The sequence below is a fragment of the Streptosporangium sp. G12 genome (assembly GCF_052983175.1).
Genome location: NZ_JBRIQO010000004.1, coordinates 325296 through 345327, shown reverse-complemented (window position 1 = coordinate 345327; position 20032 = coordinate 325296). Strand labels below are relative to the sequence as shown.

Annotated in this window: 26 protein-coding genes; 24 read left to right on the top strand and 2 right to left on the bottom strand. The window is 68.8% G+C overall.

Annotated elements, in window-relative coordinates:
• Positions 1-4: 4 nt before the first annotated feature.
• The 7 genes from ACVCAG_RS08700 (at position 5) to ACVCAG_RS08670 (ending at position 6154) form a co-directional block, all read left to right on the top strand.
• Positions 5-691, top strand: a complete 687-nt coding sequence (locus ACVCAG_RS08700) for a hypothetical protein (protein ID WP_447189691.1) — start codon at positions 5-7, stop codon at positions 689-691.
• Between the two features lie 91 nt (positions 692-782).
• Positions 783-1004 (top strand): hypothetical protein, encoded by a 222-nt coding sequence (locus tag ACVCAG_RS08695; RefSeq protein ID WP_447189690.1) that lies wholly within the window; start codon positions 783-785, stop codon positions 1002-1004.
• A 386-nt stretch (positions 1005-1390) separates the two neighbouring features.
• Positions 1391-4114 (top strand): AAA family ATPase, encoded by a 2724-nt coding sequence (locus tag ACVCAG_RS08690; protein WP_447189689.1) that lies wholly within the window; start codon positions 1391-1393, stop codon positions 4112-4114.
• The gene (locus tag ACVCAG_RS08685) at positions 4111-4485 is read left to right on the top strand and encodes a hypothetical protein (protein ID WP_447189688.1); all 375 of its coding nucleotides are present in this window, start codon (positions 4111-4113) and stop codon (positions 4483-4485) included. Before ACVCAG_RS08690 ends, ACVCAG_RS08685 begins: the two co-directional genes overlap by 4 nt.
• A complete protein-coding gene (locus tag ACVCAG_RS08680; protein WP_447189687.1) occupies positions 4469-5170 on the top strand; it encodes a hypothetical protein in 702 nt (233 codons plus the stop codon). Before ACVCAG_RS08685 ends, ACVCAG_RS08680 begins: the two co-directional genes overlap by 17 nt.
• Positions 5167-5508: a DUF6221 family protein gene (locus tag ACVCAG_RS08675; RefSeq protein ID WP_447189686.1), complete on the top strand. Its 342-nt coding sequence runs from the start codon at positions 5167-5169 to the stop codon at positions 5506-5508. Before ACVCAG_RS08680 ends, ACVCAG_RS08675 begins: the two co-directional genes overlap by 4 nt.
• Positions 5509-5662: 154 nt before the next feature.
• Positions 5663-6154 (top strand): GIY-YIG nuclease family protein, encoded by a 492-nt coding sequence (locus ACVCAG_RS08670; protein ID WP_447189685.1) that lies wholly within the window; start codon positions 5663-5665, stop codon positions 6152-6154.
• A gap of 38 nt (positions 6155-6192) precedes the next feature.
• Here ACVCAG_RS08670 and ACVCAG_RS08665 read toward each other — a convergent pair whose 3' ends face one another.
• Complete coding sequence (locus ACVCAG_RS08665) at positions 6193-6537, bottom strand: winged helix-turn-helix domain-containing protein (RefSeq protein WP_447189684.1); 345 nt, start codon at positions 6535-6537, stop codon at positions 6193-6195.
• Positions 6538-6566: 29 nt separating this feature from the next.
• On the opposite strand from ACVCAG_RS08665, the gene ACVCAG_RS08660 reads away from it, so the two are divergent.
• The 5 genes from ACVCAG_RS08660 to ACVCAG_RS08640 all read left to right on the top strand — a co-directional run bounded on the left by ACVCAG_RS08660 (position 6567) and on the right by ACVCAG_RS08640 (position 11434).
• Positions 6567-7076: a hypothetical protein gene (locus ACVCAG_RS08660; protein WP_447189683.1), complete on the top strand. Its 510-nt coding sequence runs from the start codon at positions 6567-6569 to the stop codon at positions 7074-7076.
• A gap of 4 nt (positions 7077-7080) precedes the next feature.
• A complete protein-coding gene (locus ACVCAG_RS08655; protein ID WP_447189682.1) occupies positions 7081-8358 on the top strand; it encodes a PBSX family phage terminase large subunit in 1278 nt (425 codons plus the stop codon).
• Positions 8359-8527: 169 nt separating this feature from the next.
• Positions 8528-8677: a hypothetical protein gene (locus ACVCAG_RS08650; protein WP_447189681.1), complete on the top strand. Its 150-nt coding sequence runs from the start codon at positions 8528-8530 to the stop codon at positions 8675-8677.
• 15 nt (positions 8678-8692) lie between these two features.
• The gene (locus tag ACVCAG_RS08645; RefSeq protein ID WP_447189680.1) at positions 8693-10213 is read left to right on the top strand and encodes a phage portal protein; all 1521 of its coding nucleotides are present in this window, start codon (positions 8693-8695) and stop codon (positions 10211-10213) included.
• Positions 10214-10231: 18 nt separating this feature from the next.
• On the top strand, positions 10232-11434 hold the full coding sequence (locus ACVCAG_RS08640; RefSeq protein ID WP_447189679.1) for a phage minor capsid protein: 1203 nt from the start codon (positions 10232-10234) through the stop codon (positions 11432-11434).
• On the opposite strand, the gene ACVCAG_RS08635 is transcribed toward ACVCAG_RS08640, so the two are convergent.
• Positions 11431-11856 (bottom strand): hypothetical protein, encoded by a 426-nt coding sequence (locus ACVCAG_RS08635; protein ID WP_447189678.1) that lies wholly within the window; start codon positions 11854-11856, stop codon positions 11431-11433. The genes ACVCAG_RS08640 and ACVCAG_RS08635 overlap by 4 nt on opposite strands.
• Before the next feature lie 109 nt (positions 11857-11965).
• Here ACVCAG_RS08635 and ACVCAG_RS08630 point away from each other — a divergent pair, with 109 nt between their 5' ends.
• The 12 genes from ACVCAG_RS08630 (at position 11966) to ACVCAG_RS08575 (ending at position 20005) form a co-directional block, all read left to right on the top strand.
• Positions 11966-12694 (top strand): hypothetical protein, encoded by a 729-nt coding sequence (locus tag ACVCAG_RS08630; RefSeq protein WP_447189677.1) that lies wholly within the window; start codon positions 11966-11968, stop codon positions 12692-12694.
• Positions 12695-12714: 20 nt separating this feature from the next.
• Positions 12715-13719 (top strand): major capsid protein, encoded by a 1005-nt coding sequence (locus tag ACVCAG_RS08625; RefSeq protein ID WP_447189676.1) that lies wholly within the window; start codon positions 12715-12717, stop codon positions 13717-13719.
• Positions 13720-13730: 11 nt separating this feature from the next.
• Complete coding sequence (locus ACVCAG_RS08620; protein WP_447189675.1) at positions 13731-14315, top strand: hypothetical protein; 585 nt, start codon at positions 13731-13733, stop codon at positions 14313-14315.
• Positions 14315-14662 carry a hypothetical protein gene (locus ACVCAG_RS08615; protein ID WP_447189674.1) on the top strand — a complete coding sequence of 116 codons (348 nt, stop codon included), beginning with the start codon at positions 14315-14317 and terminating at the stop codon, positions 14660-14662. The genes ACVCAG_RS08620 and ACVCAG_RS08615 overlap by 1 nt, the downstream gene beginning before the upstream one ends.
• 89 nt (positions 14663-14751) lie before the next feature.
• Positions 14752-15159 carry a hypothetical protein gene (locus ACVCAG_RS08610; RefSeq protein ID WP_447189673.1) on the top strand — a complete coding sequence of 136 codons (408 nt, stop codon included), beginning with the start codon at positions 14752-14754 and terminating at the stop codon, positions 15157-15159.
• The gene (locus ACVCAG_RS08605) at positions 15159-15473 is read left to right on the top strand and encodes a hypothetical protein (protein WP_447189672.1); all 315 of its coding nucleotides are present in this window, start codon (positions 15159-15161) and stop codon (positions 15471-15473) included. Before ACVCAG_RS08610 ends, ACVCAG_RS08605 begins: the two co-directional genes overlap by 1 nt.
• 10 nt (positions 15474-15483) lie before the next feature.
• Positions 15484-15834 carry a hypothetical protein gene (locus tag ACVCAG_RS08600; protein WP_447189671.1) on the top strand — a complete coding sequence of 117 codons (351 nt, stop codon included), beginning with the start codon at positions 15484-15486 and terminating at the stop codon, positions 15832-15834.
• The gene (locus ACVCAG_RS08595; protein WP_447189670.1) at positions 15831-16241 is read left to right on the top strand and encodes a minor capsid protein; all 411 of its coding nucleotides are present in this window, start codon (positions 15831-15833) and stop codon (positions 16239-16241) included. Before ACVCAG_RS08600 ends, ACVCAG_RS08595 begins: the two co-directional genes overlap by 4 nt.
• Before the next feature lie 2 nt (positions 16242-16243).
• Positions 16244-16699 carry a phage tail tube protein gene (locus ACVCAG_RS08590; protein WP_447189669.1) on the top strand — a complete coding sequence of 152 codons (456 nt, stop codon included), beginning with the start codon at positions 16244-16246 and terminating at the stop codon, positions 16697-16699.
• 2 nt (positions 16700-16701) lie between these two features.
• On the top strand, positions 16702-17217 hold the full coding sequence (locus ACVCAG_RS08585) for a hypothetical protein (RefSeq protein WP_447189668.1): 516 nt from the start codon (positions 16702-16704) through the stop codon (positions 17215-17217).
• Entirely contained in the window at positions 17214-17345 is a 132-nt protein-coding gene (locus ACVCAG_RS08580) for a hypothetical protein (RefSeq protein ID WP_447189667.1), read from the top strand. Before ACVCAG_RS08585 ends, ACVCAG_RS08580 begins: the two co-directional genes overlap by 4 nt.
• A 23-nt stretch (positions 17346-17368) precedes the next feature.
• Positions 17369-20005, top strand: a complete 2637-nt coding sequence (locus tag ACVCAG_RS08575) for a phage tail tape measure protein (protein WP_447189666.1) — start codon at positions 17369-17371, stop codon at positions 20003-20005.
• Positions 20006-20032: the final 27 nt, after the last annotated feature.

Sequence of the window (20032 nt, the reverse complement as noted above, 5' to 3'; positions counted from 1 at the left end):
CCCCATGACCATGACCTCCCCGCAGCAGTACGACCCCAACGACTTCCTCATGGGCGGCGGCATCCCGTCCGCGAAGTTCCCCTTCTTCGGCACCACCGTCTCCGGGACCATCTGCGCGCAGCCCGAGGTGGTGCAGCAGACCGACCCGAAGGACGGGTCGCCGAAGTTCTGGGACGACGGCCGCCCCCGCATGCAGCTGGTCGTCACCGTCCAGACCGAGCAGCGCGACCCCGAGATCGCCGACGACGACGGCCGCCGCAAGTTCTACATCAAGGCCAAGCTGCAGGACGCGGTCCGCCAGGCCGTCCGCACCTCCGGGGCGCGCGGCCTCGAGGTGGGCGGCACGCTGACGATCACGTACGTGGCGGACGGGGAGAAGCCGCGGGGGGCGTTCTCGGCGCCGAAGCTGTACACCGCGGTGTACGCGCCGCCGTCGGTCGCGGCGTCGGCCGAGTTCCTGAACGGGGGCGCCCCGGCGGGCCAGCCGAGCGCGCTGGCCCAGGCGGCGGCCCCGGAGATCGCCGCGATGCCCAACCCGGTGCAGGCGGCATACAACGCCGCCCAGACCGCCCCGGCCCCGGCGGCTGCGTGGACGCCGCCGCCCGGCAGCAACCTCACCCCCGAGCAGGTCGCCGCGTTCGCCAAGCTCACCCCCGACCAGCGCGCCCAGATCCTCGGCACGTCTTCCTGATCCCCTGAACCGGCCGCCCGGTCCGCTGTGGGGAAGCAGCAGGCCGGGCGGCCACCCCCTCCCCTCTCTTTACAAAGGAAGGTTCGCCCCTATGAGCGACATCGCCCCCGGAGCCCCGTGGCCCCTCGACGCCGACGGCAACCCCGTCCCCAAGGAAGTTCTCGACGAGGAAACCCGCGACGAGTTCGCCGAGCGCGGCGACCCCATCGACCCGGCCGACAACTTCGCCCTCGACGACAGGGTGGAGGCCGAGGCGACCGCTTGCCACCGCGACGACTTCGACAGCGGCTACTACGACCCGCACGCTTCCTGACCCCCTGATCGAGCCCCCCGCGCGCGCCGATGGAAGCGGCCCAGCGCGGGGGGCTTCAGCCGCTTCCAGCCCCACCGGCAGACACCCGGGTCCGAGTCCCGGGACGGGCACGCAGCACCACCAGCACAGCACCACCGAGAGGGGCCACATATGCGCAGCGGTCGAGGTGGCCGAACGAGCAAGAAGACCAAGGCCGATCACCAGACCTGCCCCAGCGAGCTAAAAACCCGTATGGCTGGCATGGGCGTGGAAATCACGGTCTCCACGGTTCGCCCGCTGGTGATCGGCCCATACACGACGGACCCATATACCTGCCCTCACGGGACCACGTACTGGATTGAGCCCACCGGAGAGCAGATCGCCCAGTGGGTTGCGGACGGTGTCGCGTGACCACACCCCGCCCCCTCCTCGACGCCGCCCACACCGCGCACACCGCAGGCCTGTGCGTCATCCCCGCCAGCACGAACGGCCTCAAGCAGCCCTGGCCCGACAGCCCCGCCTGGAAGGCCTACGAAACCGCCCGGCCCACCCTCGAGCAGCTCGACGCGTGGTTCGGATCTGGCCGCTACGACGGGTTCGGCTACGTGTGCGGCGCCATCAGCGGCAACCTGGAGCTGCTCGAGCTCGAGGGCCGCGCCGTCGCCGAGGGATACCTGGCCCGGTACGCGACCCTGCTCGCCGAGCACGGCCTGGCGGAACTGTGGGACCGCATCACCGCCGGATACCTGGAGATGACCCCGTCCGGCGGCATCCACATCCTGCTGCGCGTCGACGGCCAGGTGCACCGCAACACCAAGCTCGCCCAGCGCCCCGCGCGCGAGGACGAGCTGACCGACGACGAGCGGGAGATCCTCACCCGCAAGCCCCATAAGGTCTTCAGCCGGGTCCTGGTGGAGACGCGCGGCGAAGGCGGATTCACCGTGGCCGCGCCCTCGGCCGGACGCACCCACCCCACCGGCGCCCCGTGGGTGCTCGCCCGCGGCAGCGTCCAGACGATCGCCGCGGTGTCCGAAGACGAGCGGGACGCGCTGCACGCGATCGCCACCATGCTCGACAGCATGCCCGCGGCCGCCGCCCCGGCCCCGCCGGCGCCCGCCCCGGGCGGAAACCGAACCGCGGACCACAGCGACGGCGTTCTGCGCCCTGGCGACGACTACAACCTCAAGGCCTCCTGGCGGGAGATCCTCGAGCCGCACGGGTGGCGCCACACCCGCAACTTCGGGCAGGCACTCGGCTGGACCCGCCCCGGCAAGAGCATCGGCATCTCGGCGACCACCGGCACCAACGACGGCGACAACCTCTACGTGTTCAGCTCCTCGACCGAGTTTGAGACGGAGACCCCGTACAGCAAGTTCGCCGCGTACACGCTCCTCGAGCACGGCAACGACTTCAGCCGCGCCACATCTGCGCTGCGCGCCCAAGGCTACGGCGGGCCGCTCCCGGAACGGGACGACGCCGCAGAGCTGTACGCGCTCATCGCCCCGCCGGCGCCCGGCACCCAGGGGCCGCCCCCTTTCGGCGTTGACGGAGCGTTGGCCACCGTCCACCACCTCCCCGGCGCCGAGCAGACCGCGCCCGAGCCGGTGACCGCGGAACAGGCGGCCGCCAACGCGTTCGAGCGGGAAGTCGAGCACGAGCTCCGCAAGCTGAAGATCCGGGAGGAGGCCGCCCGTCGGGCCCGCCGTGCCCGTGTCGGCATCCAGGGGCGGCCCGCCATCACGCCGCTGGACGAGTTCCTCGCCGTCCCGGACGAGCCCGCCCAGTACCGCGTCGACGGCCTCTGGCCGGTCGGCGGCCGCGCGATCCTGGCCGCCCAGTTCAAAGCGGGCAAGACCACGATGGTCGGCAACATCATGCGGTCCCTCGTCGACTCGGTGCCGTTCCTCGGCCAGTTCGCCGTCCAGCCCTTCGCGGGCCGCGTCGTGCTGCTCGACGACGAGCTCGACGAGCGCATGGTCCGCCGGTGGCTGCGCGACCAAGGCATCGAAAACCTGCCCGCGGCCGCCGTCGTCTCCCTGCGCGGCCGCCTGTCGTCCTTCGACATCCTCGACCCGGCGGTCCGCTCCGAGTGGGCCGCCGACCTCCGGGCGGCCGGGGCCGCGGTCGTCGTGCTCGACTGCCTCGCCCCGATCCTCGACGCCCTCGGCCTCTCCGAAGACAAAGAAGCCGGGCGATTCCTCGTCGCATTCGACGAAATGCTGAAAGAAGCCGGGGTTTCTGAGGCCATTGTTGTGCACCATATGGGGCACAGCGGGGAGCGGTCTCGAGGCGCGTCCCGGCTCCGCGACTGGCCCGACGTGGAATGGCGTCTCGTTCGCGAAAAGAGCGAAGACGGGGAAATGGATCCTGCCGCGCCCCGCTATTTCTCAGCGTACGGCCGGGATGTCGACGTCCCCGAATCCCTCCTGTCCTACGACGCGACCTCGAGGCGCTTGGAGCTGTCCGGGGGGTCGCGGCGCGACACCAAGACCGACCGCGTCCTGGAGGCCATCGTGGAGTATCTGACCCTCACCCCGGGGGCGACGGGCCGGGATGTTGAGCGCGCCCTGAAGGAGTCCGAGCACGGCCGTGAGGATCTCCGCAAGGCGCTCAAGCGGGGAGCGAACGAAGGGGTTCTGCGGACCGCGCCGGGGCCCGGCGGCGGCCACCGGTACTACGTGCTGGACGCTTCGAAGGTCGCCAGGAGTGCGCCGCCGATCTTGAAAAGGGACGACTTCAGCGATCTTGTAAATAACGTTTCCGCAGCTCAAGTGGGTGCGCCGAGTGCGCCGACCATGATCGCGTCAATAGAGGTTTTTAACGATATATCGTCAACGACTGCGCCGGACGCTCGGCGCACTGAAACCCCAGGTCACAACGTTAGTGCGCCGAGTGCGCCGGAGTGCGCCAGCGCAGCGGCGGTGAGTGCGCCGGTGCGCCCCCCTACGGGGGAGGCGCGCACCGGCGCACTACTCGCCGCGCCAGAGCCCGACCCCGCGCACTCAAGATCTAAATATGGCGATCTTGGAACATGCCAGGCGTGCGGCCAAGAGATGGTGATCCTCGCCCCCGAACAAACCCACCACCCCATGTGCCCCAACACCCCCACCCCCGCCGAGGCGACTCTGTGATCCCCGCCTGGCTTCTCGCCCGCACCGGCGGCAACCTCCGCGCCGCCGGCATCAGCCTCTGCGCAGGGTGCCAACAGCCGGTCCTCCGAGGCCTCGACGACGAACGAGCCGCCCTCCCCGCCCGTGTCGACATCGCCCCCATCGATGAATTCGGCGAAGCACTCGCCCTCATCCAAGGCCGCATGACGTACGACCTGATTGGCGGCGCACAGAAAAAAGAATTGGAGCTGCGCTACGAATGGCACATTAATAAGGCGCGTAAATATCCGGTTCACGCCGCACATAAATGCGGGACCCCGCCGCTGCCTAGTACACCCGCCCAGGTGCCCGACATCCTCACGGAGGCCGAAAACGATGACGTCCCTTTCTGAGGTCCGCGCCGACCTGGAGTGGTGCATCGAGTACTGGCCGGACCTCATCGAGGCCAGGATCCCCGGCACCGCCCGCCCCTGGCGGCAACCCCAGATCAGCGCCGACGCCCGGGAGGAGCGAGACGCCCAGGCCCGCGCCGAGCGCTTCGAACGCACCGCGCTGTCGGCCGGGGAGTCGCCGGCCCCCGTCGACGTCGCCATCCTGTCGGTCGTGCTCGACCTCCTCGTGCGCGCCGACGACCTCGCCGCCGAACTCGGCCCCGTCCGCCTCTGCCCCATCCTCGCCCCGCCCAGGCCCGGGGACCTGGACGCCCGCCCCTACCTCCGGTACGCCGCGGCCCGCATCTCCGAAGGCTCCGACGAGCTGGCCGAATGGGCCGAGCCGGTCGTGCGCCGCATGCAGCAGCAGATCGCTGAGAGCCTCTGCATGGTCTACGACGGGCAGACCCTGGCAGTCACCTGCCCCTGGTGCTCGCAGACCGGTGTGTGGCGCGTACAGGCCCTCCCAGGCGGGCAGGTGGCCATCGTGTGCCACGGGGTGTGCGAACCCCCGGCGCGGGAGGTCGGGACGTGGTGGGGTGGGCAGCCGGTGTGGCCGATCACGCAGTGGACGTGGCTGGCGCAACGGGTCCAGGCCGCCGACGAGAAGCGGGCTGCCGAGCAGCGTGGAAGGATCGCATCATGAGCGAGCTGGTCGAGTTCCTCCGTGCCCGCCTCGACGAGGACGAGCAGATCGCCCAGGACTGGCAGCGGGCCCGCCTCATCCAGGTGGACCAGTACCACAACAACCCCACGAAGAACCACGTCCGCCCGTTCCGGGAGCGTGTGACGGACGCGCAGCGGGCCAAGCACCGATATGGCTTTCGCTTCGATCCGGACCGGGCGCTTCGCGAGGTCGAGGCCAAACGGCACATCCTGGGCCGCTGGTCACGCTCGGCCGACCTCGGCGGACAATACACGCTCCGCTGTCTCGCCCTGCCGTACGACGACCACCCCGACTACCGCCAGGAATGGCGGCCCTGACCTGGCTCGATGAGGAAAGATCGACGCTGTGTTGACGCAGGTCAGATGCCTGTGGAAAACTTCGTGCCTTAGGAGACGTATGTCTCCAGACAGATGAGCCCCGAAGGCGCGCCAACGCCCCGGGGCTCTGCCATTCCTGGTGTGAGGAATGAACATGAACAACGGTATCTCACTGCCCATTTTCAAGGGCAACCACCATGCGCACGACCAGCTCGACCGGCTCTGCTGCGCGAACGCCTGCCAGGCCCCGATCGACGAAGACACCCCCGTCCCCCTGTGCGTCGAACACCTCCGGATCGCCTTCGCCCACGTCCTCGTGAACGCCGAGCACATGGCCGCCGAAGTGCCCGAACCGATCGAGCAGGAAGCCCAGCCCGGCCAGACGCATGGCGCCGCCTCGCTGACCACGCAGGGCTTCGTCTACTTCGTGCGGTTCTCCGACCGCGTCAAGATCGGGTGGTCAGCCAACCCGCCGGTCAGGCTGCGCAACATCCCGCATGACGAGGTGCTGGCCATCGTGCCCGGCACGATGCTCGACGAGCGCCGATGCCACACCGCGTTCGCCCACCTGCGCACCATCGGCGAGTGGTTCACGATCAAGCCCGACCTGGTCGCCTTCATCGCGAGCCTTCCAAGAGCAGCCTGACCGGATGAGACGAGCCCCGCCACCGTGCGGGGCCTTCGTCATTTCTCCGGCAGCACCGCGGCCTCCAGAGCGGCGAGCCGCCCCCGAACCTCGGCCAGCTCCCGGCGGAGCGCCGCCAGCTGCTCCGCGACCTCGTCGGCCGGCCCATCGTCCGCGGGCACCTGGTGGACGAACACGCCCTTGCCCTGCTGGCCGATCACCACACCCTCAGTGCGCAGCACGCTGATCGCGGCCTTCACCACGCTCGCCGACACGTCGAACTGCTCGCACAGGCGGGCGATCGACGGCAACGCCGCCCCGGGCGGCAACGAACCGCTGCGGATCTGGGCACGAAGCTCGTCGACAATCTGCAGGTAGGCCGCCCGGCCGGTCTTCTCCACCATTCGCGTCACGGTACAGGGGGTGAGCGCGTGTGCCCGCACCCATCCCTGACACCAAGCGCGCCGCAATCCTTTCCGCCATCAAGGCTGGCGGAAACTCCTGCCGAGGCATCGCCCGCGACCACGAAGTCAGCGACGCCACCGTCCGCAAGATCGCAAAAGACGAGCACGTCGTAGACGCGTTCTCGCGCGCACAGACCGAAAAAGCTACGCGTGCGCGCACGATCGACATGAAAGCCCGACGCGCCGAGATCGCCGAGGTGCTGCTGGGCGACGTCGACCGGCTCCGGGAGCGGGCCTGGTCGCGGTACCGGTATTACGAGCGCGGTCCTGAGGGGCCGGAGCTCGTCGTCCTGGACCTGCCTCCGCTGCGGGAGGCCCGGGAGGCGTACACCGCGCTGGGTATCGCGATCGATAAGCACGACAAGCTGATCAAGATGGACAGCGACAACGGCGCCGAGCACGCCAAGTCGGTCCTCGGCGCTCTCGCCGACGCGCTCCAGGTGGTCGCCGACCAGCTCCCCGCGGGCGACGATGCTTGACGCCGTGACCCGGATCCTGTCGCCGAAGCAGATCCGCAGCATCACCGACGCGCAGACCACTCCGCAGATCGCGCTGTGGGCCGGCGCCGTCTCGAGTGGGAAGACCATCGCCAGTTTGTTCGCGCTCCTGATCGCGATCCTGCGCGCCCCGGATCACGGCCTGGTCGTCATCATCGGCCGCACCCTGCAGACCATCGAGCGCAACATCATCGACCCGCTGCAGGCCGGTCACCTGTTTGGCTTCCTCGCCGGGCAGGTGCATCACACGACCGGCTCGACGACGGCGACGATCCTCGGCCGCACCGTTCACCTCATCGGCGCCTCCGACGTCCGCGCCGAGGGCCGCATCCGAGGCGCGACGATCGCCCTGGCGTACGTCGACGAGGCGACTCTCATCCCGCAGTCGTTCTGGATGATGCTCCTGTCCCGGCTCCGCGTCCCCGGGGCGAAGCTGCTGGCGACCACGAACCCGGACGGCCCCGGCCACTGGCTCAGGCGCGACTTCCTGCTGCGCGGCGCCGATGTCGGCGTCCGCTCGTGGCACTTCACCCTCGATGACAACCCCAGCCTCGAAGCCAGCTACGTGGACCGCCTCAAGGCCCAGTACGTCGGCCTCTGGTACCGCCGCTTCATCCTCGGAGAGTGGTGCCTCGCCCAAGGCGCCATCTTCGACATGTTCGACGAGACCCGCCACGTGCTCGACCAGCTGCCCGCCATCGACCGCTGGCTCTCCCTCGGCGTCGACTACGGGACCGTCAACCCGTTCAGCGGCCTCGCGATCGGCCTCGGCGAGGACCGACGCCTGCACGTCGTCGCCGAGTACCGGCACGACTCCCGCACCGCGCGACGCCAGCTCACGGACGGCGAGTACTCCGAGCGGTTGCGCGCGTGGATGGCTGGGATCCGCCGGCCGGGCGAGGAAGGCCGGGCGCTCGGCATCGCTCCGGAGCGCATCTACGTCGACCCGTCGGCGGCGTCGTTCATGACGCAGCTCTGGCGCGACCAGGTGCCCAACGTGTCCGCGGCCGACAACAGCGTGCTGGACGGGATCCGCACGGTGTCCACGCTGCTGGGCGCGGATCAGCTCCGCATCCACTCCTCGTGCACCGGCCTGCTGGCCGAGCTGCCCGGGTACTCGTGGGACGACAAGGCGGCCGAGAAGGGTGAGGACAAGCCCGTCAAGGTCGACGACCACTCGTGTGACGCGCTGCGGTACGGGGTCCATTCGTCGGCGTGGTTGTGGCGGCCGTTCGTTCGTCCGGCGCTCCGCTTGGCTGCATGACGAGTGCATGACCATGCAGAGAATCAGACATTGAGTCAATTTCCTGGCGCACGAATCGGACATTGAAACGCCGATTCTTATTTGCGCAGGTCGCAGCGTTGGCTATACCCAACAGATCGTGGATTCTGTACGGTTACCAGCCGGTAACCAGATTCGAGGGGAGCGCGCTGTGCTCCTTGCCGAACTACCCCCCGAGATGCGCGCCCTCCTCCACGCCGTCGACGAACTGTGCGACCACTGGGCCGCCGCCAGCAAGAAGCGACGACGCAAACTCCTCCGAGCCGTGCGCGCCGCGAACGACGCCATCTGGAACCGCTGAAGGGAGCTTCCCGCCATGCCGCTCCCTGCTCCGAACACCGCCTGGCCGCCCGCCCAACTCGTCGACATCTACACCGACTACGACGAGAACGACGCCTGGTACGCCGGCGACAAAATCCGCCTCGCCGACCTCTACAGCACCCGGCTCGTCCGCAAGCGCGACCGCCAGGAATACATCCAGTACCTCTGGGCCGCCTCCCGCGACCTGACCCGGCACGAGACCCGCCTGCACATCCCGCTCCCCGGGGACATCGCCGCCACCAGCGCGGACCTCATGTTCAGCGAGCCGCCCACCTTCACCGTCGACCACGTGGCGACACAGGACCGCCTCGACGAGATCCTCGACGAGGGCGGCGTTCACATGCGCCTCCTCGAAGCGGCCGAGGTGTGCGCGGGCATCGGCGACGTCTACCTGAAACTGGCCTGGGACCCCGAGGTGGCGAAGCGGCCGATCCTGGCCGTCGAGCACGGCGACGCCGCGATCCCGGTGTTCCGCTGGGGCCGCCTGGTCGAGGTGACGTTCTGGCGGGAGCTGGAGCGCAGCGGCGAGCAGGTTGTGCGCCTCCTGGAGCACCACGAGCCTGGCACCATCAGCTACGCCGTGTTCCAGGGCACCAGCACGCACCTCGGCGCCACGGTGCCGCTCTCCGAGCGCCCGGAGACCCGGGACCTGCCCGTCGACGGCCGCCAGACGACCGGCATTTCGATGCTGACGGCCACGCACGTTCCCAATATGAGACCCAACAGGAAGCACCGCGGCCTGCCCTTCGGCCGCTCCGACTACGCCTCACCCTGCTTCGACCTGTTCGACGCGTTGGACGCCACCTGGACGAGCTGGATGCGCGACATCCGGCTCGCCAAGGCCCGCCTCATCGTGCCCTCCGGCTACCTCACCAACTTGGGGCCCGGCCAGGGCGCAGCGTGGGACAGCGACCGCGAGGTGTGGGAGCAGCTCAACATGGATCCCAGCCAGAGCGGCGGGATCACGCTCAACCAGTTCAGCATCCGGGTGGTCGAGCACCAGCAGACCATGACGAGCATCATCGAGCAGGCCGTCCGGTCCGCCGGCTACTCCGCGCAGACCTTCGGGTTGGCCGGGGAAGCCGCGGCCACCGCGACCGAGGTGACGGCCCGCGAGCGCAGGTCGATGATCACCCGGGATCGGAAGGGCCAGTACTGGATCCCCGCCTTGAAGCGGATCACGGAAGCGATGCTGGCCCTCGACAAGGCGCTCGGCTGGAGCCAGGCGCAGCCCCTCGTCCCAGCCATCGAGTTCGGCAGCGCGGTGAGCCAGGACGCCGAGAGCGTCGCCCGCACCATCCAAATGCTCTCCGACGCCGCAGCGATCAGCACGGAGACGAAAGTCAGGATGGCTCACCCGGACTGGGACGAGGACCAGGTGGCCGACGAGGTGCAGCGCATCAAGGACGACCAGCCGGCCACCGTAATGGACCCGTTGGCGCTGCCCGAGGAGATGACTGGCCCTGAAGGCGAGAAAGCGGACGGCCCACCCGGTCAGACGCCGCCTGAGGAGTAGCGCGCCGAGGAGGTCGGGATGGCCGACGACCAAGACCTCCTCGATCGGGTAGCCGCGAGCGTCGCCGACCTGTACCGAGACGTTGAGATGTCCTTGGTCAAGACGATCGCCGCCGAGCTCAAGAAGGACCTGCCACACCCGGTCGCCGAGACGAAGCTCGACGCGATCCGCCGCCTGCAGCGCTCCGCCCAGGTCCTCCTGGCGAGCCTGCAAGCTGCGCGCGCGGGCGCCGTACGGGAAGCGATCGCCAAGGCGTACAAGGCCGGACACGGCAGCGCGCTCACCGACCTGCCCGAGAAGTGGTTTCCGAAGTCCGGCATCGGCCAAGCCGCGCGGGCCGCAACAGAGCAGGTGCCGAACACCGCCGTCATCGAACGCCTTGCTCAGGCGCTGCACCGCGACCTCGGCCGCGTCGACGGCAACCTGCTCCGAGCCCCGGTCGACGCGTATCGATCCGTGCAAGCAGCCACTGCGGCCCGGATCGCAACTGGTACGGCAACTCGACGACAAGCGTCACAGGCGGCGTGGCAGCGGCTCATGGATCGCGGCATCACGTCGTTCACGGACTCGCGCGGCCGTCAGTGGCGCCTGTCGAGCTACGCGGAGATGATCGGCCGCACCAACGCCCAGCGCGCCATGGTGACCGGCCAGATGGACCGGCTCGCGAGCGTCGGCATCGACCTGGTGTACATCTCTGACAACGTCCAGGAGTGCAAACGGTGCAGGCCGTTCGAATCCAAGGTTCTGCGCAGGAATCAGGGGCCGGTCGGCCGCATCCAGATAGAGCACGGTACCCGGGACGGCGAGATGGTCACCGTGGACGTGCTCATGACGTTGGACCAGGCCCGCGCCAAGGGCTTGTTTCACCCGAACTGCCGACACTCCGCGAGTATCTTCTTGCCCGGGATCACGAGGTTGAAGAAGTCCACGGAGGATCCCGAGGGCGACACGGCCCGGCAGCGACAGCGCGCCCTGGAGCGTCAGATCCGCGCGGCGAAGGAGCAGGCCGAGGGAGCGCTCACCCTGGAAGCGAAGAAGGCTGCGGGCGCGAAGGTGCGGGCCGCGCAGGCCGCTCTCCGCGCGCACCTGGGCGCGCATCCGAAGTTGAAGCGCCTGCCGTACCGGGAGCAGATCGGGGCCGGCAACATTCCCCGCGCGGGCGGCCCCAAGGGCGGTCCGGTCACGGATCTGCAGCCGCCCGTCCAGCAGCGCCTGGTCTAGCGGCACCAGCCGCCGTCCTCAATCAGCTTCACGATCGTCCGAGCCTCCCTGATGTCGATGCGGGCGGCCCCATCGAACCGCTGCTGCGTCTTCCTGATGACCGCCGCCCGGTCCTCACCGGCCAGGAGGTCCGAACAGCTGTTCCGCGCCCTGTCGATCGAGCGTTCATAGTCCAGCGCCGAGTCGATCCGCCGTAACCCGAGCAGCAGCTTCATGGTCTGCTGAGCGTCTGGTTTCGGCACCCCGCTCACCGGCGCGGGTGATGAGTTCGGCGTCGGCAGCACGGTCGTCACCTGCGCCGCCCGCTCCGGCTCCCCACCGAACAAGGCGGCCATGCCGACCAGGGCCACGACGGCGACGGCGAGCACGGCCAAGCCGACGAGCCGCGGGTTCTGCTTCTTCGGGGGCTGCTGAGGGCGCATCCGCGCACCATACGCCCCACCTATGACGTTCCATCCTGGATCACCTGGGATGGATGCCCGAAAAGCTGGCCTGGCGCCAGCCGCAACTCCCACGCCCCAGGAGGGCAACGTGCTGAACTCCCTGCCGACCGCGCCTGGTGCGCTCCTCGGCCACCGCAAGAACGGCCAGCCCTTCTACGTCATCGCTGGCGGGTCCGGCGAAGGAGACGGCGGCGGGCAGGACACCGGCGGGCAGCAGGACGGTCAAGGCGCGACGCCTCCGGCCACCGAGCCCACCGGGCAGGACACCCAGCAGACCGGCAGTGAGGGCGACGTCGCTTCACTGCCCGACTGGGCGCAGAAGCTCATCCGCGATACCCGCGCCGAGGCTGCCAGCGGCCGAACCACCGCCAAGGCCAAGGCCGCCGAGCAGGCGAGGCAGGACCTCGCCCAGCAGATCGGCAAGGCCATCGGCCTGGTGAAGGACGACACCCCGACCGACCCGGCGCAGCTCGCCCAGCAGATCGGCGACCTGTCCGGCCAGAACAAGGCGCTCACCACCGAGCTGGCCGTGTACAAGGCCGCCGCCAAGGTGGGCGCGGACGCGGACAAGCTCACCGACAGCCGCGCGTTCGTCGCGCAGCTCAACAAGCTCGACCCGACCGCCGACGGCTTCGACGCCAAGCTGCGCGACGCCATCAAGAAGGCGGTCGAGGACAACCCGCAGTACGCACGCACGGACGGCCAGGCGCCGGCCACGCGCGGCGGCACCGAACCCCCCGGCAGGCCCGGGGTCACAGGACGGGCCGCCACCCTGACCGACGCAATCACCGCGAAGCTCAACAAGAGCAGCGGCTGACCATCCGAAAGTAGGACCTCATGCCTGTTTCGCTCGCCCAGGCGAAGCTGCTCACCACCGACGACGTCGATCTGCAGGTCATCGACGAGTTCCAGAAGAGCTCCTTCCTGCTCGACCGGATGACGTTCGACGACGTCGTTTCCGGGGCCGGCAACGGCGCCACCCTGACGTACGGCTACCAGCGGCTCATCACCCAGCCGACCGCCGACTACCGCGCCATCAACTCGGAGTACACGCCGTCCGAGGTGACGAAGCAGCGCTACACCGTCGACCTCAAGCCCCTCGGCGGGTCCTTCCAGATCGACCGCGTCCTGAACCGGATGGCGGCCGGCGCCGAGACGGCCCTGCAGATGTCGCAGAAGATCAAGGCGTCGAACGCGTTCTTCTCCTCCGAGGTCATCAACGGTGACAGCGCGGTGGACGCCGACGGTTTCGACGGCCTCAACAAGATCCTCACCGGCACGAGCACGGAGTACCTGCCCCTGTCCAATGGCGTCACCCTCGGCTACGTCGACCTGACCTCGGTCGACACCAAGGCCGAAGCGCTCGCGGTGATGGCGCACATCGACTCCTGGCTCGCCCTGATGGACGGCCCGCCCGACGCGATCTTCGGCAACCGCAAGACGCTCGCCCTGCTGAAGTACGTGGCCGCCTACGCGGAGCAGATTGACAAGACCACCGACAGCTTCGGCCGTCCGATCACCAGCTACAACGGCATCCCTCTGGTGAACCTGGGCGCGAAGGCCGGATCCAACGACGAAGTGATTGGCCTGGTCTCCCGGGACACCGACGCGGGCGGCGCGGGCGGCACCATCACCAACCTGGGCGACCTCTACGCCGTGAGGTTCGGCCTGGACGGCTTCCACGGGGTGTCCATGGCGGGCGCTCCCCTCGTCCAGACCTGGCTGCCCGACTTCACCCGGAGCGGCGCTGTGAAGACGGGCGAGGTCGAGCTGGGCCCGGTCGCCCCGGTCCTCAAGGCCACGAAGGCCGCGGCCGTCCTGCGCAACCTCAAGAGCGCGTAGGAGGTCTGACCATGGCGAAGATCACCGCCCCCAACACGCAGTACAACGGCCGGATCGGCGACGTCGGTTTCCGCGACGGCGTCGCCGAAACCGACAACCCCGCCGTCATCTCCTACTGCCAGGGCGCCGGATACGACGTCGACGGCCACACCGCCGACCAGGCCGACCCTGCCGAGGTCATCGACTCGCGCGACGTCGAACGCGTCCAGGCCGGCACCCGGCTGCGCGACGCCGCCGTCGACCCCCAGCCACGCGACTTCCTACCGCCGACCAACGCCGGCCAGGCCGACCCGCACGGCCCGGCCGTCGTCGCCCCCGGGGTCCACGCGGCCCCGCCCGCGCCGATCGTCCCCGGCCCCGTGTCGGACGACCCGGACGAGCAGCAGGCCCGGGAGACCGAGGTCGCCGAGCGGGTCCTGGTCGACGGGGAGCCCGCCACGGTGGTGGCTGAGGTGTCTCGGCCGGCGCAGTCGGCGAACAAGGCCGCCTGGGTCGACTGGGCCGTATCGCAGGGTGCGGACCGGGGTGAGGCCGAGGGCATGACGAAGGCCGACCTGATCGACGAGTACGGCCGCGACGACGAGGAGCAGGGCTGATGGCGCGCACCGCCCTCACCCCCGTCCCCTCCTCCGAAGACGGGATCGACCTACTCGCCGTCGACACCGTGGCCGAACTCACCGACGGCAACAGCTTCCCCTGGGCTGCGCACCGGCGAGTGTGGATCCTCAACGGGGACGACGCCGCTCTCACCGTGACGTTCCCCACCCCAGGGACGGTGGGCCGCGGCAATCGGGCCATCGCCGACGGCAGCGGTTCGGTCCCGGCGGGCGCGCATCGCCTGTTCGGGCCGTTCGGGCCGGAGTTCCGGCAGGCCGACGGATCGGTGTGGATCAACTACACGGGGACGACGCCGTCGGCTGTGACCGTGGCAGTCCTGGACTGACCACCCCTATACGCGCGGGCAGGTAGGCGGCACTGGAGGGGGGTCGCCCGCCTGCCCGCGTCACCAACCACAGCAGGGAGGAGGCGGGGATGGCGCACGCCACCACCGACGACCTGGAACCGTACGTGGCCGTGGTCCCGGCCAACGCGCAGCTGCTGCTCGCGCGAGCGTCCCGGCTCGTCACCCAGGCCACCATGACCGCCCAGTACGCGGTCGACGACGGCGGTCTGCCGACCGACTCGGCCGTGACCACCGCGCTGCGGGACGCCACATGCGAGCAGGTCGCCGCGTGGATCACGGACGGGACGGAGGACGGGACGGGGGCGGCTCCGGTCTACAGCAACGTGTCCATCGGCTCTGTCACCCTGGGCGGCCGAACCTCCGGCTCCGGAGCGGCCGGCGGTGGCGGTGCGTCGGCGTCGCGGCTCGCCCCGCAGGCGGCGCTGATCCTGCAGCAGGCCGGGCTCACCGGGCAGGCCCCGAGGACGTACTGCTGATGGGCGCCATCCCGAACTGGCTGCTCGTCCACACCGTCATCGTCGAGCCCTTCGAGGGTGAGGGGCCGGTCGGCCCGGAGTACGGCGACGAGACCGTGGTCAGGTGCTTCGTCGACGACAAGCCGCAGCTCGTCCGCGGCCCGACCGGCGCCGAGGTGGTGTCCGGCACGACCGTCTACGCGCCGCTGGACACGGTGTGCCCGGTGGGGAGCCGCGTCACCGTCAATGGCCGGGTCACCACGGCGCTCACCTCGTCCCGGCGGGACGGTGGAGGCCTCCCGGTCCCTGACCACCTCGAGGTCGTACTGCAGTAGGGAGGCTGGGATGCCGCAGCGGGCCACCTTCAAGTCGAACGCCCAGGCGCTCAAGGCCGCGCAGAAGAAGGGTGCGGTCCGAGGGCTCCGGAAGGCGGCCGAGTACCTGCTTCAGGCCTCCCGCGACCTCGTGCCGCATGAGGAGGGCACCCTGGAGCGCTCTGGTGTCGCCTCCGTGGATGAGGGGGCGATGCAGGCCGCGGTGAGCTTCGATACGCCGTACGCGGTCCGCCAGCACGAAGACCTGACGAACCGGCACGACGAGGGCCGCCAGGCCAAGTACCTGGAACAGCCCATGCAGACCGAGGCGGCCACGATTCAGGAGATCATCGCCGCCGAGATCCGCCGGGAGCTCCGGTGACCCTCCTCGAAGAGCTCGCTCTGCTCGCGGCGGAACTCGGCCTGGGCACCTACCCGGGCAGCATTTTCCGCACGAAGATGCCGACCTCGCCGGACTCCTGCTTGGTGGTCGCCCGGTACGGCGGCCCGGAGAGCAGTCTGGCCGACGACTACGACGAACCGTCCATTCAGTGGCGCATCCGAGGCCCGGCCGCCGACGTCAGCGTCGCCGAGGAGCTGGCGGAGCGCGTGTACGACCGGGTGCACGGCCTCGGCACCCTCGACCTGCCCGGTGGCACCTGGCTGCAGCTCATGGTGGGCATCCAGTCGGGCCCCATCTTCATCGGCCTCGACCAGAACAACAGGCCGGAGTTCACCGTCAACGTCCGCTGCGAGGTCAGCCGGACCAGCACGAACAGGAGCACGTGATCATGCAGCGGAAAATCAACGCCCGCGACTTCGTCGTGGAAGTCGAGAGCAACACCCCTGACACCTTCCTCGCCATCGAGAACCTGGCCAACGTCACGGTGAACCTCGGGGAAAACGAGGAGGTCGTCGACACCACCGACTACGACAGCAACGGCGCCTACGAGCAGGAGATCATGCAGCGCGGCGCGACCCTCGAGCTCGAGGGCATGCTGAAGAAGGACCACTCGACGGGCGCCACCCCGCCCGGCCGGGCCCGCGTGGAAGAAATGGCGGGCGAGGACAAGGTCGGCTACGACAGCCTGGGCAGGATCCGGTTCCGGCACCGCGTGGACACCGAGTGGCGCATCTGGACGTGCACCTTCAGCTTGGGCGAGCAGGGCGGCGCGACCAACGACAAGTCGGCGTGGTCCGCGACCATCACCAAGTCCGGGCCGACCACCACGGACGAGGTGGCCTGACCATGACCAACACCCCCTCCCCCACCGACGAGTACGACGACGTCGAAGACCTCGACCTCGACCACGACTTCGACGCCGCCTGGGCCACCCTGAAGCCAAAGCGCGTCCGTGTCCTCGGCAAGATCTACACGCTGCCTCCCGAGCGGCCCGCGAAGGTGATGATCCTGCTCTTCCGGGAGCGGAAGGCACGCAAGGAGCAAGACGGGGCGAAGGCCTTCGGCTTCCTCGAGGAGATCCTGGAAACCATGTTCGGCGCGGCCCCCTACCAGCAGATCCTCGCCGACGGCCTCGGCATGGACACGCAGCTGCGCGACCTCGTCGACTACTGCATGAACGCCTACAACGCCCCGGCCACCCCCCAGGAGGACGAGCAGGGGGAAGCGGAGCCCCCGAAGACGGGGGCGAAAACGGCCTCGGCCACTGGGGACGCAACCTCGTCCGCTACTGGGCGCTCCTCGAAGCGGACTTCCAGAGCATCCACCAGATCGACATCGTCCCGGCGGTCAACGACGGCATGACCTGGCGGCGCTTCTGCGTCCTCGTCAACGGGATGTCTCCCGAGATGTCGTTGTGGCGCCGCGTCGTCGCGAACGAGCCCATCGAGCTGACCGGCGAGGACGCCCGGAGCTTCATCCACACCCTGTGACCTGAGAGCGGGAGGTGCCTCCCGTGTCCCTGTCCCTCGGTGAGCTCCACGGCATCATCGACCTCGAAGACAAGGGTTTCGACTCTGGGGTGGACGCGGCCGAGAAGGCCATGTCCGGGCTTCAGGGCGCCACCACGCAGGTCATGGCCAGCGTGGAAGGCACCGTCACCCGGAGTCTCGCCCAGGTCGAGCAGGCCATCGCCGACGGCCTCGACCCCACCAGCGCGATCGCCGACCTCGACCGGCTCGAAGCTGAACTCGACGCGAGCCTCCGCGAGATGGAGGCCGAGGCGGAGGCCTTCGCCCGGGAGCTCGACGCCTCCATTGATGAAGCGTTCGCGAGTCTCGACGACGACGCTCAGGCCTCCGGGCAGCGCGCCGGAGACCAGCTCACCGACGGCCTCCGCACCGGCCTCAACGGGGCCCGAGAGGTCGCCCGGGAAACCGGGGACGACGTCGGCCGCGGCCTGGGCGACGGGGTCGAAGCCTCCGGGCAGTCCCGGCTGTCCGGGGTCGCCACCAACCTCGTCGGCGGTCTGAAGGCGGGCGCGGCCGGGCTCGCGCTCGCGGCCGGCGCGGCGATCGGCGCAGCCCTGATGTCCGGGCTGAACAGCGCGCTGGACGGGGAGGCGGCCAGAGCCAAGCTGTTCGCCCAGATCGGCGCCAGCGAAGAGGAGATGGGGCGACTCGGCCGCGTCGCCGGCGAGGTCTACTCGCAGGGGTACGGCGAGGGCCTGGGCGACGTCACCGACAGCATCAAGTCGCTGATCCAGAACGTCGACGGGGTGCGCGGCGCGTCCGAGGAGTCGCTGGGGGCGCTGTCCAAGCACGCGCTGAACGCGGCCACGATCCTCGACGAGGACGTCAACCGCGTCACCGCCGCCGTCGGCAACATCCTCAAGAACAACCTCGCACCGAACGCCGAGGCCGCGTTCGACGTCATCATCAAGGGCGCTCAGGACGGCGTCAACAAAAGCGAAGACTTGCTCGACACCTTCAACGAATACTCGACCCAGTTCCGGGAGCTTGGCCTTTCCGCCGGGGATGCTCTCGGCCTCATGTCGCAGGGTCTTAAGGCGGGTGCGCGCGACTCGGACACGGTCGCCGACGCTCTAAAGGAATTCGCGATCCGCGCTAAGGATGGCTCGGAAACCAGCAAGACCGCTTTTGAAGGCATCGGTCTCGACGCCAACAAAATGTTTCAGGTCTTCGCGAAGGGCGGCCCTGGGGCGAAGGCGGCGCTCGGCGACGTCATCCAGCGCCTGAAAGAGGTCAAGGATCCGGTCGAGCAGGACGCGATCGCGGTTGGCCTTTTCGGCACCAAGGCCGAGGATTTGCAGGATGCGCTTTTCGCGTTGAATCCGGCTACGGCCGCGACCTCGCTGGGCACGCTGGCCGGGGCCGCGAAGAGTGCCGGGGACACGCTGCACGACACTGCGACGAACAAGATCGAAGTGTGGAAGCGCGGCATGACCGAGGGCGTCGTCAACTTCCTCGGCGGCACGGTCATCCCGGCCCTGGAGAAGGCCGCTGAAGGCTTCTCCATGTCGGGGGCGTTGGAGACGCTGCAGGGCTGGAAGGAGCAGGTAGGCCTCATCTGGGACGGCGTGGTCGCCGACGTCCAGGAGTGGGTCGCAGCCAACAGCGCCACCATCGAAGAGTGGAAGACGAAGCTCAGTGAGGGTTTCGAATCCGCGAAAACCGTCGTCTCCGATGTCCTCACCGTCCTGAAAGAATTGTGGGATAAGTACGGCCAAGACGTCATTGCTACCGTCACCGGCCTAGTCTCCACTTTCCTTTCTATCTGGAATGCTTTTTGGGGCGTCGTCTCCGGACTGGTCAAAACCGCCAAGGGCGTAATGACCGGCGATTTTACTCTCCTCAAAGAGGGTCTGCGTCAAATTTGGGATTCCCTCTGGAAATTAATAGAGGATATTCTAACCGGCGCTCTAGGAACCATTAAAAGAGTAGCGTCCGAAGCATGGACGAGCTTGAAGAATGATGCGGTTGCGGTTTGGGAAAATCTCAAGAAAAGCGTATCCGAAAAGATAACCAGCCTGATCGCTGACGTAAAAGCAATTCCCGAAAAGACGAAAGCTGTTTTCTCTGGCGCGGGCACGTGGCTGCTCCAGGCCGGAAAAGACATGATTTTGGGCTTCGTGAACGGCATCAAAAACATGGCGGGAGCGGCGGTCGACGCGGCGAAATCCGTGGTGAAGGGCGCTGTCGATGGGGTGCGGAACCTGCTGGACGAGCACTCCCCGTCGAAGGTCTTCCACCTCATCGGCGAGAACACCATCCAGGGCTGGATCAACGGCGTGCTCGCCAAGGGCGCTCTGGCGGTGACCGCGGTGAAGACGGTCATGAAGAACGCCAAGGCGGCGGCCGAGGAAGGGTTCGGAGACTCCCGGGCGGCCATCGACGCCGCGATCACCGCCGCCATGAAGAAGCAGAAGGCCGCGCAGCAGAAGGTCAACCTGATCGGCGGGACCAGCATCACGGACAGTCCAGGCGTGGCAATGGACGGCGGCGGCGGCTTCGGCGGCGGCTCAGCCCCGGGCGGCGTCACGGTCAACATGTACGACACCGTGGTCCGCGACCCCGTCGACATCCCCAAGGTCGGCGCCCAGTTCGGCTTCGAATACACCGCCCGCGCCTGACCCCCATTCACAGAGAGGTGGTTCCCC

Bases quoted from the DNA above. Each gene is read 5' to 3' on its own strand.
- ACVCAG_RS08700 (WP_447189691.1), top strand. From the start codon at position 5: ATGACCATGACCTCCCCGCAGCAGTACGACCCCAACGACTTCCTCATG.
- ACVCAG_RS08695 (WP_447189690.1), top strand. From the start codon at position 783: ATGAGCGACATCGCCCCCGGAGCCCCGTGGCCCCTCGACGCCGACGGC.
- ACVCAG_RS08680 (WP_447189687.1), top strand. From the start codon at position 4,469: ATGACGTCCCTTTCTGAGGTCCGCGCCGACCTGGAGTGGTGCATCGAG.
- ACVCAG_RS08675 (WP_447189686.1), top strand. From the start codon at position 5,167: ATGAGCGAGCTGGTCGAGTTCCTCCGTGCCCGCCTCGACGAGGACGAG.
- ACVCAG_RS08670 (WP_447189685.1), top strand. From the start codon at position 5,663: ATGAACAACGGTATCTCACTGCCCATTTTCAAGGGCAACCACCATGCG.
- ACVCAG_RS08665 (WP_447189684.1), bottom strand. From the start codon at position 6,537: ATGGTGGAGAAGACCGGCCGGGCGGCCTACCTGCAGATTGTCGACGAG.
- ACVCAG_RS08645 (WP_447189680.1), top strand. From the start codon at position 8,693: ATGCCGCTCCCTGCTCCGAACACCGCCTGGCCGCCCGCCCAACTCGTC.
- ACVCAG_RS08640 (WP_447189679.1), top strand. From the start codon at position 10,232: ATGGCCGACGACCAAGACCTCCTCGATCGGGTAGCCGCGAGCGTCGCC.
- ACVCAG_RS08635 (WP_447189678.1), bottom strand. From the start codon at position 11,856: ATGCGCCCTCAGCAGCCCCCGAAGAAGCAGAACCCGCGGCTCGTCGGC.
- ACVCAG_RS08625 (WP_447189676.1), top strand. From the start codon at position 12,715: ATGCCTGTTTCGCTCGCCCAGGCGAAGCTGCTCACCACCGACGACGTC.
- ACVCAG_RS08620 (WP_447189675.1), top strand. From the start codon at position 13,731: ATGGCGAAGATCACCGCCCCCAACACGCAGTACAACGGCCGGATCGGC.
- ACVCAG_RS08615 (WP_447189674.1), top strand. From the start codon at position 14,315: ATGGCGCGCACCGCCCTCACCCCCGTCCCCTCCTCCGAAGACGGGATC.
- ACVCAG_RS08610 (WP_447189673.1), top strand. From the start codon at position 14,752: ATGGCGCACGCCACCACCGACGACCTGGAACCGTACGTGGCCGTGGTC.
- ACVCAG_RS08605 (WP_447189672.1), top strand. From the start codon at position 15,159: ATGGGCGCCATCCCGAACTGGCTGCTCGTCCACACCGTCATCGTCGAG.
- ACVCAG_RS08600 (WP_447189671.1), top strand. From the start codon at position 15,484: ATGCCGCAGCGGGCCACCTTCAAGTCGAACGCCCAGGCGCTCAAGGCC.
- ACVCAG_RS08590 (WP_447189669.1), top strand. From the start codon at position 16,244: ATGCAGCGGAAAATCAACGCCCGCGACTTCGTCGTGGAAGTCGAGAGC.
- ACVCAG_RS08585 (WP_447189668.1), top strand. From the start codon at position 16,702: ATGACCAACACCCCCTCCCCCACCGACGAGTACGACGACGTCGAAGAC.
- ACVCAG_RS08580 (WP_447189667.1), top strand. From the start codon at position 17,214: ATGACCTGGCGGCGCTTCTGCGTCCTCGTCAACGGGATGTCTCCCGAG.